This is a genomic window from Candidatus Eisenbacteria bacterium (assembly GCA_016235265.1).
Classification (GTDB): domain Bacteria; phylum Eisenbacteria; class RBG-16-71-46; order RBG-16-71-46; family JACRLI01; genus JACRLI01.
The window spans coordinates 110,123-126,825 of sequence record JACRLI010000006.1 but is presented as its reverse complement, the minus strand read 5'-3'; the positions used below and the strand labels follow the sequence as shown (position 1 = coordinate 126,825).

The 16,703-nt window shown below is 69.4% G+C and carries 17 protein-coding genes and 1 tRNA gene; all 18 read left to right on the top strand.

Annotated elements, in window-relative coordinates; all coding sequences use genetic code 11:
• Positions 1-911 (top strand): NADH:flavin oxidoreductase/NADH oxidase (locus HZB25_03595; GenBank protein MBI5836308.1); only part of this gene is annotated, 911 nt, incomplete at its 5' end.
• A 399-nt stretch (positions 912-1,310) separates the two neighbouring features.
• Positions 1,311-2,036 (top strand): YggS family pyridoxal phosphate-dependent enzyme, encoded by a 726-nt coding sequence (locus tag HZB25_03590; GenBank protein MBI5836307.1) that lies wholly within the window; start codon positions 1,311-1,313, stop codon positions 2,034-2,036.
• A gap of 6 nt (positions 2,037-2,042) precedes the next feature.
• The gene (locus tag HZB25_03585; GenBank protein ID MBI5836306.1) at positions 2,043-2,351 is read left to right on the top strand and encodes a YggT family protein; all 309 of its coding nucleotides are present in this window, start codon (positions 2,043-2,045) and stop codon (positions 2,349-2,351) included.
• Between the two features lie 4 nt (positions 2,352-2,355).
• Positions 2,356-2,625 carry a DUF167 domain-containing protein gene (locus tag HZB25_03580; GenBank protein ID MBI5836305.1) on the top strand — a complete coding sequence of 90 codons (270 nt, stop codon included), beginning with the start codon at positions 2,356-2,358 and terminating at the stop codon, positions 2,623-2,625.
• 91 nt (positions 2,626-2,716) lie between these two features.
• Positions 2,717-3,550, top strand: a complete 834-nt coding sequence (locus HZB25_03575; GenBank protein ID MBI5836304.1) for a purine-nucleoside phosphorylase — start codon at positions 2,717-2,719, stop codon at positions 3,548-3,550.
• A 45-nt stretch (positions 3,551-3,595) separates the two neighbouring features.
• Positions 3,596-6,877 (top strand): isoleucine--tRNA ligase, encoded by a 3,282-nt coding sequence (locus HZB25_03570; protein MBI5836303.1) that lies wholly within the window; start codon positions 3,596-3,598, stop codon positions 6,875-6,877.
• A gap of 19 nt (positions 6,878-6,896) precedes the next feature.
• Positions 6,897-7,403 (top strand): TraR/DksA C4-type zinc finger protein, encoded by a 507-nt coding sequence (locus tag HZB25_03565; GenBank protein MBI5836302.1) that lies wholly within the window; start codon positions 6,897-6,899, stop codon positions 7,401-7,403.
• 458 nt (positions 7,404-7,861) lie between these two features.
• Positions 7,862-8,965: an RluA family pseudouridine synthase gene (locus tag HZB25_03560; GenBank protein MBI5836301.1), complete on the top strand. Its 1,104-nt coding sequence runs from the start codon at positions 7,862-7,864 to the stop codon at positions 8,963-8,965.
• Between the two features lie 19 nt (positions 8,966-8,984).
• The gene (locus HZB25_03555; protein MBI5836300.1) at positions 8,985-9,413 is read left to right on the top strand and encodes an ATP-binding protein; all 429 of its coding nucleotides are present in this window, start codon (positions 8,985-8,987) and stop codon (positions 9,411-9,413) included.
• Entirely contained in the window at positions 9,410-9,973 is a 564-nt protein-coding gene (ruvX, locus tag HZB25_03550; GenBank protein MBI5836299.1) for a Holliday junction resolvase RuvX, read from the top strand. Before HZB25_03555 ends, ruvX begins: the two co-directional genes overlap by 4 nt.
• 58 nt (positions 9,974-10,031) lie before the next feature.
• On the top strand, positions 10,032-11,090 hold the full coding sequence (mltG, locus tag HZB25_03545) for an endolytic transglycosylase MltG (protein ID MBI5836298.1): 1,059 nt from the start codon (positions 10,032-10,034) through the stop codon (positions 11,088-11,090).
• Positions 11,087-11,908 carry an ATP-dependent sacrificial sulfur transferase LarE gene (gene larE, locus HZB25_03540; GenBank protein MBI5836297.1) on the top strand — a complete coding sequence of 274 codons (822 nt, stop codon included), beginning with the start codon at positions 11,087-11,089 and terminating at the stop codon, positions 11,906-11,908. Before mltG ends, larE begins: the two co-directional genes overlap by 4 nt.
• 7 nt (positions 11,909-11,915) lie before the next feature.
• Complete coding sequence (locus tag HZB25_03535) at positions 11,916-12,149, top strand: hypothetical protein (GenBank protein ID MBI5836296.1); 234 nt, start codon at positions 11,916-11,918, stop codon at positions 12,147-12,149.
• 19 nt (positions 12,150-12,168) lie between these two features.
• Positions 12,169-12,244 (top strand) — tRNA-Val (locus HZB25_03530).
• A 330-nt stretch (positions 12,245-12,574) separates the two neighbouring features.
• A complete protein-coding gene (locus HZB25_03525; protein ID MBI5836295.1) occupies positions 12,575-13,159 on the top strand; it encodes a hypothetical protein in 585 nt (194 codons plus the stop codon).
• 195 nt (positions 13,160-13,354) lie between these two features.
• Entirely contained in the window at positions 13,355-14,110 is a 756-nt protein-coding gene (locus HZB25_03520; protein MBI5836294.1) for a hypothetical protein, read from the top strand.
• A gap of 467 nt (positions 14,111-14,577) precedes the next feature.
• Positions 14,578-15,336 carry a hypothetical protein gene (locus tag HZB25_03515; protein MBI5836293.1) on the top strand — a complete coding sequence of 253 codons (759 nt, stop codon included), beginning with the start codon at positions 14,578-14,580 and terminating at the stop codon, positions 15,334-15,336.
• A gap of 209 nt (positions 15,337-15,545) precedes the next feature.
• On the top strand, positions 15,546-16,700 hold the full coding sequence (locus HZB25_03510; protein ID MBI5836292.1) for a Fic family protein: 1,155 nt from the start codon (positions 15,546-15,548) through the stop codon (positions 16,698-16,700).
• Positions 16,701-16,703: the final 3 nt, after the last annotated feature.

The following is a 16,703-nucleotide window of genomic DNA, read 5'->3' as shown; positions in this document are numbered from 1 at the left end:
TGGTGGTGGCGGAGGCCACCGCGGTGCAGCCCGAGGGCCGCATCAGCCCCGCCGACCTGGGGCTGTGGAAGGACGGGCACATCGCGGCCCTGGCGCGTGTGGCGGCATTCGTCGAAGCGCACGGCGCCGCCCCGGCCATCCAGCTGGCGCACGCCGGCCGCAAGGCCGGCACGGCGCGCCCGTGGGACGGCGGCCAGCCCGTGGCGCCGGAGCAGGGCGGCTGGGTGCCGCGGGGGCCATCCGACGAGCCCTTTGCGCCCGGGCACGCCGCGCCCCGCGCGCTGGACGCCGGCGGCATCCGCTCCGTGGTGGAGGCCTTCGCCGCCGCCGCCCGCCGCGCCCGCTCGGCCGGCTTTCGCATCGTGGAGATCCACGCCGCCCACGGCTACCTGCTGCACCAGTTCTTCTCGCCCCTGGTCAACCGCCGCACCGACGAATACGGCGGCGCCTTCGAGAACCGCGTCCGCCTCACCCTCGAAGTCACCGCCGCCGTGCGCCGGGAATGGCCCACGGACCTGCCGGTGTGGGTGCGCATCTCCGCTTCCGACTGGGCCGAGGGCGGCTGGGACATCGAACAGTCGGTCCGCCTGGCGAAGCTCCTCAAGACCGCCGGCGTGGACCTGGTGGACGTCTCCAGCGGCGGCGCCGTGGCCCACCAGAAGATCCAGGCCGGCCCCGGCTACCAGGTGCCCTTCGCAGAACGAATTCGCAGGGAGGCCCAGGTCCCCACCGGGGCCGTCGGCCTGATCACCGAGCCCGCCCAAGCCGAGGCCATCGTGAAGGACGGCCAGGCCGACCTGGTCCTCCTGGCCCGGGCAGAACTGAGAGACCCCTACTGGCCCCTCCACGCCGCCCGGGTCCTCGGAGCCGAAGCCCCGTGGCCCAACCAGTACCTGCGGGGGAGGTTGTAGGCCAGGCGTGAATGCCTGGCCTACAACAGCAGTCCCAACAGCGGGGGCAATAGCAATCCAGAGCGCCGGCAGGGCATTCCAGCCAATTCCACTCGAAGTAGTTTCCGGCAGGGCACAATCCTCTCCCGGGGGGTGGGCGTACCCCTCACGGTGCGTCTGCGACCGACGTAGCCAGGAGGCGAAGGAGGGAGCAGCCGCAGCGATGGCTCGACAGGATGTCGAGCCGAGCGGGCCGTGAGGGGTACGCCCACCCCCCGGGAGAGGTCTCCGAAACCGCAAAATGCCCCCGGAAACTGCGTGAAATGCCACGCACGAGCCCCCCTTTTGCTGTTGCCCCCCCGAAATCCAACGGGGTATCCTTTCCTGCTGGTGTATTTTCGCCCATAGTCAGGGGCTCCCATGGAAGTCGGCGCTGGCGGGCTCAAGGCCCGCCTCGAGCAGATTCACGGCCGCATCGGCGCCGCGCTGAAGCGCGCGGGGCGCGAACCGGTCACGCCCGACGGCGGGCCGGCGGTGCGGCTGGTGGCGGTCACCAAGACGCACCCGCCGGAGGTGATCCAGGAGGCTTTGGACGCCGGCGTGGGCGCCATCGGGGAAAACCGCGTGCAGGAGGCGGCGCGGAAATTCCCCGGGTTGCGCGGACCGTTCGAGGCGCACCTGGTCGGCCACCTGCAGAGCAACAAGGCGGCCGCGGCGGTGGGCTTGTTCGACTGGGTCCACTCGGTGGACAGCCTGCCGCTGGCGCAGCGCCTGTCGCGGTTGTGCGAGGAGCGGGACAAGACGCTCACCGCGCTGTGGGAAGTGAACACCTCCGGCGAGCCGGCGAAGTTCGGCTTCGAGGCCGAGGCGCTGGAGCGCGAGGCGGCGGTGATGTCGCTGCTGCCGCACCTGCGCTTCGTGGGACTGATGACGCTGGGGCCCGTGCCGGAGTCCGGCCGCGACCCGCGCCCCTGCTTCCGGGCGCTTCGCGCTCTGCGCGACCATCTCCAGTTCCAGCTGGGGCACGCGCTGCCGGAGTTGTCCATGGGCATGAGCGGCGATTTCGAGACCGGGGTGGAGGAAGGCGCCACCCTGGTGCGCGTGGGCACCGCGCTCTTCGGGGAGCGCGCCCGCCAGGGAGGGTGAAGAGACATGTTTGCCGTCGGACCGTTGCTCGGCGCCGTCACCATGATCCTGGATGTGGCGCTGACGGCCTACTACTGGCTCCTGATCGTGTACGCGCTGATGAGCTGGGTGAGCCCGGATCCATACAACCCCATCGTGCGGTTCATCAGTTCGCTGGCCGAGCCGTTCCTGGACGCCATCCGCAAGCTGCTGCCCTTCGCGCGCATGGGAGTGGTGGATCTCTCGGCGTTCGTCGGGATCCTGCTGGTGATGGGCACGCGCCACTTCGTGGTGGGCGCGCTGCAGAACCTGCGCTTCCAGCTGGGCGCACCCTGACGCCGTGGCTGCCCGGATCCAGGTGCGCGTGGTGCCGGGCGCGCCGCGCGACGCAGTGGACGGGGAGATGAGCGACGGGCGCGTGAAGCTGCGCCTGCGCGCGCGCGCCGTGGAAGGCGCGGCCAACGAGGCCCTGGTGGCCTTCGTGGCGGGCCGGCTGGGTGTGCCGCGGCGCGCGGTGCGCATCGCCTCCGGGCTGACCGCCCGGATGAAGACGCTGGAAGTGGAAGGCCTGGACGCCGGGGAGGCGCGGCGCCGCCTCCTGGAATCGTAACTCCGGCCCCGGCCGGGCGGGCAGCCGCGCCGGCCCTGACGGCGCGACCCATCACCCCGGCTGCGGCCGGGTCCACCTGGACGGAACACCCATGCCGAACCCGAGCATCCTGGTCATGAAGATCCGCGAAGCCGAGGAGTACATCCGCGCGCGCACCAAGGTCCGCCCGAAGGTGGGCCTGGTGCTGGGCACCGGCCTCGGCGACTTCGACGACCGCGACCTGGACATCGCCTTCCGCATCCCCTTCGGCGACATCCCGCACTTCCCGGTGACCGCCGTGGAGAGCCACGCCGGCGAGATGCTGCTGGCGAAGTTCCACGGCCACGACACGGTGATCTTCCGCGGGCGCATCCACGGCTACGAGGGCTACCGCTTCCGCGAAGTGGCCTTCCCGGTGCGCGTCATGAAGGCGCTGGGGGTGGAGACGGTGATCCTCACCAACGCGGTGGGCGGGATGAACCCGGCGTACAAGCCGGGGACCATCATGATCGTGACCGACCACATCAACCTGACCGGCGACAACCCGCTGATCGGGCCCAACGACGACGAGCTGGGGCCGCGCTTCCCCGACATGTCCGAGCCCTACGACCGCAAGCTGATCGCGCTGGCCGAGCAGGTGGCCGCCGAGAAGAAGGTGCCGGTGGAGAAGGGCGTGTTCGTGGGCGTGATGGGCCCCAACCTGGAAACCGCCGCGGAGTACCGCTTCCTGCGGATGATCGGCGCCGACGTGGTGGGCATGTCGCTCATCGCCGAGGACATCGCCGCCATTCACGGCTCGCAGAAGGTGCTGGCGTTTTCGGTGGTCACCGACATGTGCCTGCCCGACGAGCTGAAGCCCGCGAGCATTCCGGAGATCCTGAAGGTGGCCGGCCGGACCGCGCCGAAACTGATGTCACTGGTCGCCGGAATACTGGAGCAGCTGTAGGCCAGGCGTGGGCGCCTGACCTACCACCCGAGACCCGAGAACCCCATGCCGCGATTCGACGACTTCTCCACGGGCATCGAGCAGAACGAGTCGGAGCTGCGCATCCTGGACTTCTGGGAGCGCGAGGGGGTCTTCGCGCGCCTGCAGGCGGCCCGGGAGGGCGCGCCGCGGTTCGTCTTCTATGAGGGCCCCCCCACGGCCAACGGGCGCCCCGGCGTGCACCACGCCATGGCGCGCTCCATCAAGGACGTGGTGTGCCGCTACCGCTCCATGCGCGGCTGCCTGGTGGAGCGCAAGGGCGGCTGGGACACCCACGGCCTGCCCGTGGAGATCGAGGTCGAGAAGCAGCTGGGGCTCAAGAGCAAGCCGGAGATCGAGAAGTTCGGCGTGGCCGAGTTCAATCGCCGCTGCCGCGAGAGCGTGCAGAAGTACGAGGCGGACTGGCAGGAGCTGACCCGCCGCATGGGCTACTGGCTGGACATGGACCACCCGTACCGCACCTTCGACAACTCCTACATCGAGACGGTGTGGTGGATCCTGAAGCGCTTCTGGGACGAGGGGCTGATCTACGAGGGCCACAAGATCCTGCCCTACTGCCCGCGCTGCGGCACGCCGCTCTCCAGTCACGAGGTGGCGCAGGGCTACCAGGACGTGGAGGACCCCTCGGTGTGGGTGCGCTTCCGGCTGGCGGACGAGCCCGAGGTCTCGCTGCTGGTGTGGACCACCACGCCGTGGACGCTGCCGTCCAACACCGCGGTGGCGGTGGGCGAATTCGCGGAGTACGTGGAGGTGGAGTTCGGAGGCGAGCGGCTGATCCTGGCGCGGGACCGGCTGGCCGCGCTCGGGACGGAGCCGCCGAAGCCGGGCGCTCCCGGGGGCGGCGAACCGCGCGAACTGCGTTCCTTCAAGGGCTCGGAGCTGGCCGGCAGGCGCTATCGGCCCCTGTTCGACTTCTTCGAGGGCCAGGCGGAGAAGGTGGCCGCCTACACCACGCCCGCCGGCGAGCCGGCGGAGGCCTCGAAGCTCTACCGCGTGGCGGTGGCCGACTTCGTGTCCATGGACGACGGCACCGGGCTGGTGCACATCGCCCCGGCCTTCGGCGAGGACGACTACGAGCTGGGCCGGCGCGAGCAGCTGCCGGTGCTGCAGCCCGTGGACGGCACCGGCTGCTTCACCGCCGACGTGGGGCCGTGGGCCGGGCAGTTCGTGAAGGCCGCCGACAAGGGCCTCACCCGCGACCTCAAGGAGCGCGGGCTGCTGTTCCGGCAGGCCACGGTGCACCACAGCTACCCGCACTGCTGGCGCTGCAAGTCGCCGCTGCTCTACTACGCGCGCCGCTCGTGGTACATCGCCACCACGCGCATCCGGGAGCGGCTGGTGAAGGCGCACGACCAGGTGGAGTGGCACCCGCGCGACGTGGGCGAGAGCCGCTTCGCCAACTGGGTGGCCAACAACATCGACTGGGCGCTCTCCCGCGACCGCTACTGGGGCACGCCGCTGCCGGTGTGGCGCTGCGCCTGCGGCCACGCCGAGTGCGTGGGCGGGGTGGAGGAACTGCGCACCCGGGGCGTGAAGCTCCCGGCGGAGCTGGACCTGCACAAGCCGCAGGTGGACGGCTACGAGTACCCGTGCCCGAAGTGCAAGGGCGTGATGCGCCGCGTGCCCGAGGTGATTGACGTGTGGTTCGACTCCGGCGCCATGCCCTTCGCCCAGCGTCACTACCCGTTCGAGAACCGCGAGCTGTTCCAGGCCACGTTCCCGGCGGATTTCATCAGCGAGGGCATTGACCAGTCGCGCGGGTGGTTCTACAGCCTGCTGGTCATCGGGGCGTTCCTGGAGGACGGGCCGGCGTTCCGCAACGTGGTGCCGGTGGAGATGATCCTGGACAAGCAGGGCCAGCGCATGCACAAATCGCGCGGCAACGCCGTGGACCCCTTCGAGATGATGGCCAAGGAGGGGGCCGACGCCCTGCGCTGGTACCTGTTCACCGCCAGCCCCACGTGGCTGCCCACGCGCTTCGACCGCGCCGGGGTGACCGAGGTGTCGCGCCGCTTCTTCGCCACGCTGCGCAACACCGCCCAGTTCTTCGCCCTGTACGCGAACCTGGAGGACCTGGCGCCCGGCCGGCCGGACCCGGCGAAGCTCTCGGATCTGGACCGCTGGGTGCTGGCCGCGCTGCGCGAGACGCGCGCCGAGGTGATCCGCGGCCTGGACAACTATGAGATCACGCCCGCGGCGCGCGCGCTGCAGCGCTTCGTGATGGACGACGTGAGCAACTGGTACGTGCGCCGCAGCCGCCGGCGCTTCTGGAAGACCGCCGAGGCCGCCGACCACAGGGCCGCCTTCGACACGCTGCACCATGTGCTGGTGGAGGTGGCGAAGCTGCTGGCGCCGTTCGCGCCGTTCGCGGCCGAGGAGCTGTACCAGAAGCTGGCCCGCCCGGCGGGGGCGAAGCAGGTGAGCGTGCACCTGGAAACGCTGCCCGGGCCCGCGGATCTGGACGCGTTCGAGGCGGAGTTCGCCGCGGAGGAGCTGCTGCGCCAGATGGGCGCGGTGCAGGCCATCGTGTCGCTGGCCCGCGCGGCGCGCGAGCAGGCCTCGCTCAAGGTGCGCCAGCCGCTGGCCCGGCTGGTGGTGGTGCCGCCCGGAGCGGCCTGGCTGGCCGATGCGGGCATGCGCCGCTGGGAGCCGGTGATCCGCGACGAGGTGAACGTGAAGGCGATCGCCTGGCAGGGCGAGTCGCTGGGCGGCCGGGTGGCCAAACCCAACTTCCGCACCCTGGGCAAGAAGTTCGGCAAGCAGATGAACGCCGTGGCCGGCCTGATCCGCGAGGCCCACGCCCACGGCGAGCGCCGCACGTGGCTGGACGCCTGGGCCGCCGGCGGCAGCGTGCGCGTGGCGGTGGACGGCGTGGAGGCCGACGTGGACGCCGCCGACGTGGATCTTCAGGAGTTGCAGCCCGAGGGCCTGGCGGTGGCCGCCGGGGGCGGGTGGTCGGTGGGCGTGGACACGCGCCTGACGCCGGCGCTGGAGCAGGAGGGCATCTTCCGGGAACTGGTGCACCTGGTGCAGAACCTGCGCAAGAGCGCCGGCCTGGAGGTGAGCGACCGCATCGAACTGGGGGTGGAGGCGGGGCCGCGGGTGGCCGCGGCCGCGCTCGCCCACTCCGAGGCCGTGAAGAGTGAAGTCCTGGCCGTGGAACTCGTCTTCGGCCCCGTCGCTGGCGGGGCCGTCGAAACCAGCAACCTCGTGGGCGAGGATGTGCGCCTGACGCTGCGCCGCGCGGAGTCTTCCGCCGGCGCGCAGGACGCGACCCGCGCCCTTTAACCGCAACACGGAGCTCGAGATGGAAAAGAAGAAAGTGGTGGCGGCCCGCAAGACCCCCGCCGGCAAGGTCTCGGTGAAGGTGGAGAAGAAGGCCCCGGCGAAGAAGGCCCCGCCGGCGCCGGCGGCCGAAAAGCCGTTCACCGAGGAAGAGCTCCGTCACTTCGAGGAGCTGCTCAAGCAGCGCCTGCGCGACGCGGGCGCCGAGATGGAGCACCTGGAGGAGACCGTCCTCAACACCACGCCGCGCGACGCCGCCGGCGACCTGTCCGCGTACTCCTTCCACATGGCCGACCTGGGCACCGACGCCATGGAGCGCGAAATGGCGTTCCAGAAGGCGGCCAAGGAGGGCGGGGCGATCAAGGAGCTGCGCGAGGCGCTGAAGCGGCTCTACCGCGGCGAGTACGGATTGTGCGAGTCGTGCACCCTGCGCATCGCCCGTCCCAGGCTGGAGGCCGTGCCGGAGGCGCGGCTGTGCATCACCTGCAAGGAGAAGGAAGAGCGACGCCAGCGGATGATGCGCGAGTAGCGGGACGATGCTCTTCTTCTGGCTGCCGGCGGTCCTGGTGTTCGTCGTGGACCGCCTCACCAAGCTGCGCGTGATGCACTCCATGATGCCCGGCGAGTCCATCCCGGTGATCCGGAACTTCTTCCACATCACGTCGGTGCGCAACACCGGGGCGGCCTTCGGGCTGTTCGCCGGCAACCACCGCGTGTTCCTGTGGATCTCCCTGCTGGCCATCGTGCTGGTGCTGGCGCTGTACCTGCGCAGCCCCCGCCGGGAGCGGTTCCGCTCGCTGGCGCTGGGGCTGGTGCTGGGCGGGGCGCTGGGCAACGTGTACGACCGGATCCGCTACCGCGAGGTGGTGGATTTTCTCGAATTCATCTTCGGGAGCTACCACTTCGCGGTGTTCAACGTGGCCGACTCGGCGGTCTCGGTGGGCGTGGCGCTGCTGGCCATCGAGACGTGGCGGCGTGGCAGTCACCATGAGCCGGCCCTGCCGGTCGCAGGCCCCGGAGCGGGCCCGGCGGCCGGGACGGGCGAAGCCGGTGGTCCGCATCCGGCAGCCGGGACCGGCGGAAGTGGCGCTCCGCCTCCCGCGGATCGCCCAGGGGAGGTGCCCGGTGCGTCACCGCCTGCCGGTGGAAGCGGAGCTTAGCGGCCAGCGGCTCGACCGCTTCCTGGCCGAGGCCCTGCCGGCCCACTCGCGCTCGCGCTGGCAGCTGGTGATTGACGCCGGCGGGGTGAGCGTGGACGGTCGTCCGGCCATGGCGGGCCTCCGGCTCAAGGCCGGCCAGGTGGTGGAGGCGGAGGAGCCCGAGGTCGTCGGCGGCACCATCGAGCCCGAGGCCATGGACCTCGCGGTGGTCTACGAGGACGAGGAACTGCTGGTGGTGGACAAGCCCGCCGGGCTGGTGGTGCACCCCGGCGCGGGGCGCCGCGGCGGCACGCTGGCCAACGCGCTGGCGCACCGATTCAAGGACCTGCCGGTGGCCGGTGGGGCCGACCGGCCGGGCATCGTGCACCGCCTGGACAAGGACACCTCGGGGCTGATGCTGGTGGCGCGCACCGAGCGCACCCACCGAGCCCTGAGCCGGGCCCTGGCCGAGCGCCGGGTGGAGCGCCGCTACTGGGGCATGGTGTGGGGCGATCCCGGGGAAACCGGCCAGGTGGACGAGCCCATGGGGCGCGACCCCCGCTCCCGGGTGCGCATGGCGGTGGTGTCCACCGGGCGGACCGCTTCGACCCGGTTTCGGCGGACCGAGGCGTACGGCTTCGCATCCGAACTGGAATTGGCCCTGGGCACGGGCCGCACGCACCAGATCCGCGTGCACCTGGCCCACATCCGTCACCCGGTGGTGGGCGATCCCACCTACGGCGGGGTGGAGCCCCGCGCGGCCGGGGTGCCGCTGGCCCTCCGACCGGTGCTCACGGCGGCGGCGAAGCGGCTGGGCCGACAGGCGCTGCACGCCATGCGGCTGAGGTTTCAGCACCCGCTCGGGGATGGTATGCTGGAGTTCGAGTCCCCGCTTCCCGCGGACCTGGAGGTGCTGCGCACCGCCTTCCGGGCCCTGTTGCCGGCCAGATGAGGCGCCATCGCGCGGACACATGAAAGAAAAACTGCTGGAGCTGGTGATCCCCAGCCGCCTCGAGTACCTGGGCGTGCTGGCGAAGGTGCTGGAGGGTCTGCAGGGCCCCCTGGAGCTCAACGACGAGGAGATCTTCGCCGCCTCCACCGCCCTGGTCGAGGCCGGGACCAACGCCATCCAGCACGGGAACAGCCCCGGGGCCGCCCCCGTGCGGGTCACCCTGGAGTCCGGGGAAGGCGCGCTGTACATGACCGTCGAGGACCAGGGCAACGGGTTCGACCTGGGCAGCATTGACGATCACGCGGCCGACCTGGACCACCTCTACAACAGCCGCGGACGCGGCATCTTCATCATGCGCTCCCTCATGGACAAGGTGGACTTCACCTTCGGCCGCGAGCGGGGCACCTCGGTGCGGCTCCAGATGAACCGGAAGGCCAACGGCGCTTGAGCGGGCCCACCCGCATCCTCGGCTGTGACTACGGCGAGCGGCGCACCGGGGTGGCGGTCAGCGACCCCACCGGCCGGATCGCGTTTCCCGCGGGGGTGGTGGAGGCCCGCACCGCCGCCGAGGCCGCCCGCAGGGTGGCCGCGCTGGCGGCCGAGCGGGAGGCGGCCGAGATCGTGGTGGGCATGCCGCTGCTGCTTTCCGGCGAGGTGGGGGAGCAGGCCCGCGCCACCGAGGCATTCGTGGAGCTGCTGAAGGCCGCCTTCGGCGGCCCGGTGCGCACCTGGGACGAGCGGCTGACTTCCGCCCAGTCGCAGCGGGCGCTGGACGAGATGGGCGCCCGGCGCGGGCCCGGCGGCCGCGCCGAGCGGGGCCGGGCCGACAGGGACCGCGCCGACCGGGGCCGGGCCGACTCAGGCCGCGCCGGCAGGGGCCGCGCAGGGAAGGCCCGGGCGGACAAGGTCCGCGGGGAGAAGGGCCGCGTGGACGAGGTGGCCGCCACGCTGCTGCTGCAGTCGTACCTGGACTCCCGGCCGGGGGCCTGGCCTTCCGGCGGGCCCTGAAACGGCCCGGACCGATCCCGTTGACGCCCCGGGTGGAACCCGGAAAGGACCTCAGCTCATGCGCAAGCTGGTGCGACGCTCCCGCTGGATGGGACCGGGGACCCTGGTGGTCCTGCTGTTCCTGGCCGGCGCGTACGTGGTGCACGAGCTCACACCGCCGCCGGCGGGCACCGGCACGGGCGCCCCGGCGGGCGCCCCGGTGTACTTCGACGTGGTCCGCGGCGCCCGGCTGAGCGTGGTGGCCGCGGAGCTGGCCGACAGCGGGCTGGTGCGCAACCCCTTCCTGTTCACGCTGCTGGGGCGCGCCACCGGCACCGACCGCCGCATCAAGGCGGGCGAGTACGCGGTGCGCCCGGGCACCCCGGCGCTGGAGCTGCTCTCGCTGCTGCAGCGGGGGATGAGCAGCCTGGACCAGGTGACCATCCCCGAGGGGCTCACGGCGCGCGAGATCGCCCGGGTGCTGTTCGACCACTCCGGCGTGGACACCGCGGCGTTCCTGCGCGCGGTGCGCAACCCCTCCTTCGCCGCCCGCATGGGGGTGAAGGCCTCGGGGCTCGAAGGCTACCTGTTCCCGGAGACCTACTCGGTGCTGCGCGGCTCGCGGGCCGAGGACGTGGCGCGCCTGATGGTGGCCCACGGCATGCGCGTGCTGCGCGAGGAGATGAGCGCCGCCTCCAGCCCGCCGCCCTACACCGCCCACGAGATCGTCACCATGGCCTCCATCGTGGAGGCCGAGGCGCAGGATCCGCACGAGAGGTCGCGCATCGCGGCCGTCTACTACAACCGCCTGAAACAGGGCATGCGGCTGCAGGCCGACCCCACCGTGGCCTACGCCATGGGCGGCCGTCCGGAGCGGATCTTCTATCGCAACCTGGAGCTGGACTCGCCGTACAACACCTACCGCAACTACGGGCTGCCCCCCGGGCCCATCTGCAGCCCCGGGCGGGCCGCGCTGCACGCCGCGTTGAACCCGGCCGGGGGCAGCGACGCCCTGTTCTTCGTGTCCCGGGGCGACGGCACCCACCAGTTCTCCTCCAGCATGAAGGAGCACGCCCGGGCCATCGCGCGCATCCGCTCGGCCTCCTCCACCGCGGTGCGCGTGGAGGCTCCCAGGTGAGCCCGGAGCTGGAACTGCAGGGCCGTCGGCTGGTCGAGCACATCGCCGGGCTGGAACGGGTGGCGGTGGCCTTCTCCGGCGGGGTGGACAGCACCCTGGTGCTGGCCGCGGCGGTGCGGGCGCTGGGACCGGAAAAGGCCGTGGGGGTGATCGGAGTTTCGCCCTCGCTGCCTGCGCGGGAGCTGGAAGCGGCGCTGAAGGTGGGCCGCGACGTGGGCGCGCGGGTGGAAACCATGCAGACCCACGAGCTGGACCGGGAGGGCTACCGGCTCAACGGGCCCGACCGCTGCTATCATTGCAAGACCGAGTTGTTCACCCTGCTTTCCCGTTATTCGGAGACGCACGACCGCCCGGTGATCCTCGACGGCACCAACGCCGACGACCGCCACGACGTGCGCCCCGGTAGGCAGGCCGCGCGCGAGCTGGGAGTGCGCAGCCCGCTGTTGGAAGTCGGGCTGGGCAAGGAAGGAATCCGGGAACTTTCCCGGGCCTGGGGCATATGCACATGGAGCAAACCTGCCTCTCCTTGTCTCAGTTCGCGTATCCCGCACTTCGCGGAGGTGACCGTGGACAAGCTGGGGGCCATCGAGCAGGCGGAGGCCCGCCTGGCAGCCCTGGGCCTGGAGGAATTTCGGGTGCGACACCACGGCGACATCGCCCGGCTGGAGCTTCACCCGAAGGACTGGGCCCGTATCCTGGACGCCGGCGTGCGCACCTCTCTGATTGCGGAGTTGCGGTCGCTGGGCTTCCGGTACGTCTCGCTGGACCTCGAAGGCTTCCGTTCCGGTAGCCTAACTGAAAAATCCACAAGGAGTTGAGGGAGTCATGGCCGATCTGAAGACCAGTGCAGCCCCGCGGCGGGCCCGCAAGGAGAAGTCCGGCGAGTTCCACAAGCCGTCGCTGGAATTCTCCCGCAAGAACTTGTATCTAATGGGCTTGGCTGCCGGCGTCGTGATCCTGGGCTACGTGCTTCTGGGCGCGAAGCAGCTGGATGTGGCTTCGGTCCTGCTCGTGGTAGGCTACCTGGTGCTTTTCCCGGTAGCCATCATGGTGAAGTGATTCCATGACTGCTACTTGTGGGCGAATAGCTCAGTCTGGTTCAGAGCACTTGCCTTACAAGCAAGGGGTCACAGGTTCAAATCCTGTTTCGCCCATTTTCATCTTGACTCATTATGAAAACCGTGCTAACGTTCTTGTCGAATGGAAGTTGCAGGTCTTGCAGGGAGTCGGAGGGGGGTTCGGGCCTGGAGGGGCCCGGGTAGGGAACCCCGTAATTGACAGCTTTGTAATTGACAGCTAAACCGTTGTCTGCTATAATTCCTACGTCGATTTGAATGGAGCTGGACTCGGATTACGGGTCATCAAGTTATCTCTCTTCGCACGAAGACGAATCGTTCGAAAGGAGGTGCAGGCCGCTCCCGAGCAACACAGTGCCAGTGAATCCGCGGGGAAACTAGGTTCTATCCAACTTTGGAGGTGCATCGATGTCCAAGTTCGTCAGGATCGCACTACTGGTTGCTCTCGGGGCGATGATGGTTGCTTCCGCGGCCTTCGCTGTGGTCCCGGACCCGACCTTCTCCTCCTGCGGCACCTGTATCGTGCTCAGCCCGTACGGCGCCAACGGTGACCCCGGCCTGCTGTTCACCGTGGTCGTCAATGACCAGTTCAACAACCCGATCAACGGCAGCAACGTGGTCGTTGACTTCGGTACCCTGCCGGTAACGCTGTGCTCCAGCCAGGAGCCCGGCTTCACCGCGGTCGGCCAGACGGTCGCCGGCACGACCAACCTTTCGGGCACGGTCTCGTTCTCGTTCCGTGGTTGGGGCGCGGGCGTGGGCTCGGTCAAGGTGTACGCGGACGGCGTGCAGATCTGCACCGTCGGCGGGACCTCCACGGACGACCTCAACGGCGACGCCGCGGTTGACGTGTCGGACCTGGCCATCTTCACGTTCGACCAGATCTCGTTCATCAACGACCCGGACATGAACTGCGACGGCCTCGTGGACGTGTCGGACCTGGCCATCTTCACGGCCAACCAGACCGGCTCGCCGGCCCCGTACTGTCCGTAGTTCCGCGTTCGTAGTGCCCCCAAGGGCGCGTCCTGGATTCGGCCGCACCCGGTGCTTCGGGGTCCGGGACGACTGGACGAAGCGATGAACGCACCAGAGGGGGGTGAGGCCGACCACAGACCGGTACTCGAACTGAAGTGGTTGTTACCGCCCCTGAGAAATGACATCGGGATCCCCTGAGGAGGAACCGCAACAATGACTAAGCTCCTGAAGGTTACGATCGTCGCGGCGATGCTGCTCACCATGATCGCTTGTGTCGCCTCCGCCGGCCAGAACGCTGGCGCCCTGGCTCGCATCTACTGGCTGACCAGCAACACCGTGGCCAACCCGTCCCGCAACATCGCGGGCAACCCGGCCGCGCAGAAGCTGCTCGTCACGGTCAAGGGCTGCGCCATGTTCCGCGGTGCGGACGTGCAGCTGCTCGCGAACGCGTTCGACGGCTCCGGCCTGCCGCTGCTCTGGCAGGACCCGATCTACACGCCGAAGGCCGGCGGCTGGAACACCGGTAGCTCGGCCATCTTCCCGAACATCGCCACCGCCGTCACGTCGCTGACGCTTTCGACCAGCCAGACCGGTGACCTGTACTACAACCTCGACCCGTGCGTGACCCCGCACAACGTCGGTACCTTCTGGTACTCGGCGGCCGGCGCGGCTGGCCGTGCGCGTAACATCGCCATCGAGTACGCCGTGTTCGGTCTGGTCATCGACCTGTCCCTCGTTGACCCGACCGTGCCGGTGTGCATCAACCCGAACTACCGTCTCCCCTGCGGCACCGGTGAGAAGGGCAACGTCATGGTCCTGGTTGACGCCACCACCGTGAAGGACTTCTGCTCCTACGAGAACGGCTACCAGTACCTGACCTACGGCGCTCCTGGCAGCGCTCCTGGCTGCCCGGGCTCGACCCCGACCAGCAGCACGACCTGGGGCAAGATCAAGCACCTGTACCACTAAGATCAGCCTGCTTCACGGCGCACTCCGGTGCGCCCGCAGCACCCGCCGGGGCGGCAGCAGTCGCCCCGGCGGTTTTTTTTGTCCCGGGCCGATCCGGCCGGATGGCCTTACACTTAGGACATGCTGCGCGCGGCCGCGGGCCGCCAACGCCCCGCTTCATGTGAACCAGTCTCCCCCCCGTCCCGGTGGAGCGCGCCACGTGGGGCAGGCTCAGGAGTCTGTACCGATAACGAGATAACCGTTAAGTCGCGTTCCGGGCGGGCCGATCTGAGAAGCAGAGCCAGGGGCCGTCAAAATCGCACCTTGACGCTCCGGGCCCGGAAGTGTTTTTATCCCCATTGAGTTGCGGCTCTACGCGGGCAGTCCCACCCTACGTCTGTAGTGTCACGGAAGAGCCCGCAAGGCTACGGTCGCTGTCGTATTCCGGTCGGGACCCAGGGTTGGATCCCCGAGGAGGACTCACCATCATGAAGAACTTGCTACGCACTGCAGTTTGCGCGGCCCTGCTCACCGCCACGCTTGCCGGGATGGCGTCCGCCGGGCAGAACGCCGGTGCCACCGCCCGCATCTACTGGCTGACGAACAACACGCTGGCCTCCACGGACCGCAACTCGACCTCGGTTTCCGCAACTCAGAAGCTGCTGGTGACGGTCAAGGGCGTGAACACCTTCCGCGGCGCCGACGTGCAGCTGCTTGCCAACGCCATGGATGCCTCGGGCCTGCCCCTCGAGTGGCAGGGTGCCATCTATACGCCGAAGGCGGGCGGCTGGAACACCGGCTCGGCCACCGTGTTCCCGAGCATCGCGCTCGCGTCTCCGTCGCTGTCGCTGTCCAGCAGCCAGACGGGTGACCTCTACTACGGCCTCACCGGCACCTCGGCCTGCGTGACTCCGCACAACGTCGGCACGTTCTGGTACTCCGCCGCGGGAGCCGCGGGCCGGGCCCGCGACACGAACATCGAGTACGGCGTGTTCGGCCTGGTCATTGACCTGTCCGCGGTCGCCCCAACGCCGGGCGTCTGCATCAACCCGAACTACCGGCTGCCCTGCGGCACGGGCGAGCAGGGCAACAAGATCGTGATCGTGGACGGCAACACGCTCAAGGACTACTGCGCGTTCGACCTCGGCTACCAGTGGCTGACCTGGTCCGCCACCGGCCCGGGCTGCCCGGATGTGACGCCGGTGCAGGGCACCACGTGGGGCAAGATCCGGCACCTGTACAAGTAGGCTTCGCAGCGCAGGCTGAAGGCCTGTTGAGAGCGGCGGCGGGGGGCCCATGGGCTCCCCGCTTCTCTTTTCCCGCCCGACCTCACCTTCCGGATCCGCAACGGCAGAGCCGAAATCCCTTGCCCCCTGCCGGATTCTTATTTAAACTTAGGCCATAAGTCTTAATAGCGTATCCCCCAATCAATCTCCCCTGAACAAGGCAGTGCGCGATGAAACGTGGCCTGACGGGCAAATACGTGAAGACTGTCGCGGACGGGGAGGCCGTCCGCGCGTTTGTGCCGCACCGGCTGCCCCCGAAGCCCGGACTGGCCATCGGCGGAAGGATGCAGTCGCTCCTGGAGCGGGCTCATCTCGCCGTCGGTCGACTGGACAGCATCAGCACTCTTCTGCCGGACCCGGACCTCTTCCTGTACGCGTATGTCCGGAAGGAGGCCGTGCTCTCCTCGCAGATCGAAGGCACGCAGTCCTCGCTCTCCGACCTGCTGCTCTTTGAAATCGAGCAGGCCCCGGGGGCGCCCCTGGACGACGTCCGCGAGGTCTCGAACTACGTCGTCGCGATGCAGCATGGCCTCGAGCGGATGCGCGGCGGATTCCCGCTGAGCAGCAGGCTGATTCGTGAGATTCACGGGAAGTTGCTGGCCAGCGGGCGTGGAGCAGGCAAACAACCCGGCGAATTCCGGCGCCGCCAGAACTGGGTTGGAGGGAGCCGACCCGGGAATGCGATTCTGGTGCCCCCACCGCACACCGAAGTCGCAGAATGCGTGGCCGATCTCGAGCGCTTCCTGCACGAGAGCGAGGCCGACCTGCCCGTGCTCATCAAGGCGGCTCTGGCCCACGTCCAGTTCGAGACCATTCACCCGTTTCTTGATGGCAACGGCAGGGTGGGGCGGTTGCTCATCACCTTCCTGCTGTGCCATGCGGGCGTGCTTCGCGAGCCGCTGCTCTACCTGAGTCTCTACTTCAAGCAGAACCGGGCGGAGTACTACCGGTTGCTCGACAGGGTCCGAACCGAAGGAGATTGGGAGGCCTGGGTGATGTTCTTCCTGGAGGGCGTGGCGCAGACGGCCGAAGGGGCGGTGAGCACCGCGCGGCGCATCGTGACGCTCTTCGCCCAGGACCGGGAGCGCGTTCTGGCCCTCGGCCGCCGCGCCGGCTCCGCGCTGCGTGTGCATGACGTGCTGAAGACCCGGCCGTTGCTGCCCCTCCGGGAGGCCGGGCTGCGCGCGGGCCTGTCATTTCCCGCAGCTTCCCAGGGTATGTACCTGCTGGAGCGCCTGGTCATCGTCCGGGAAATCACGGGCATGAAGCGCAACCGGCGCTTCGTCTACGATCGCTACCTCGCGGCACTGAACGAGGGAATCTAGGAA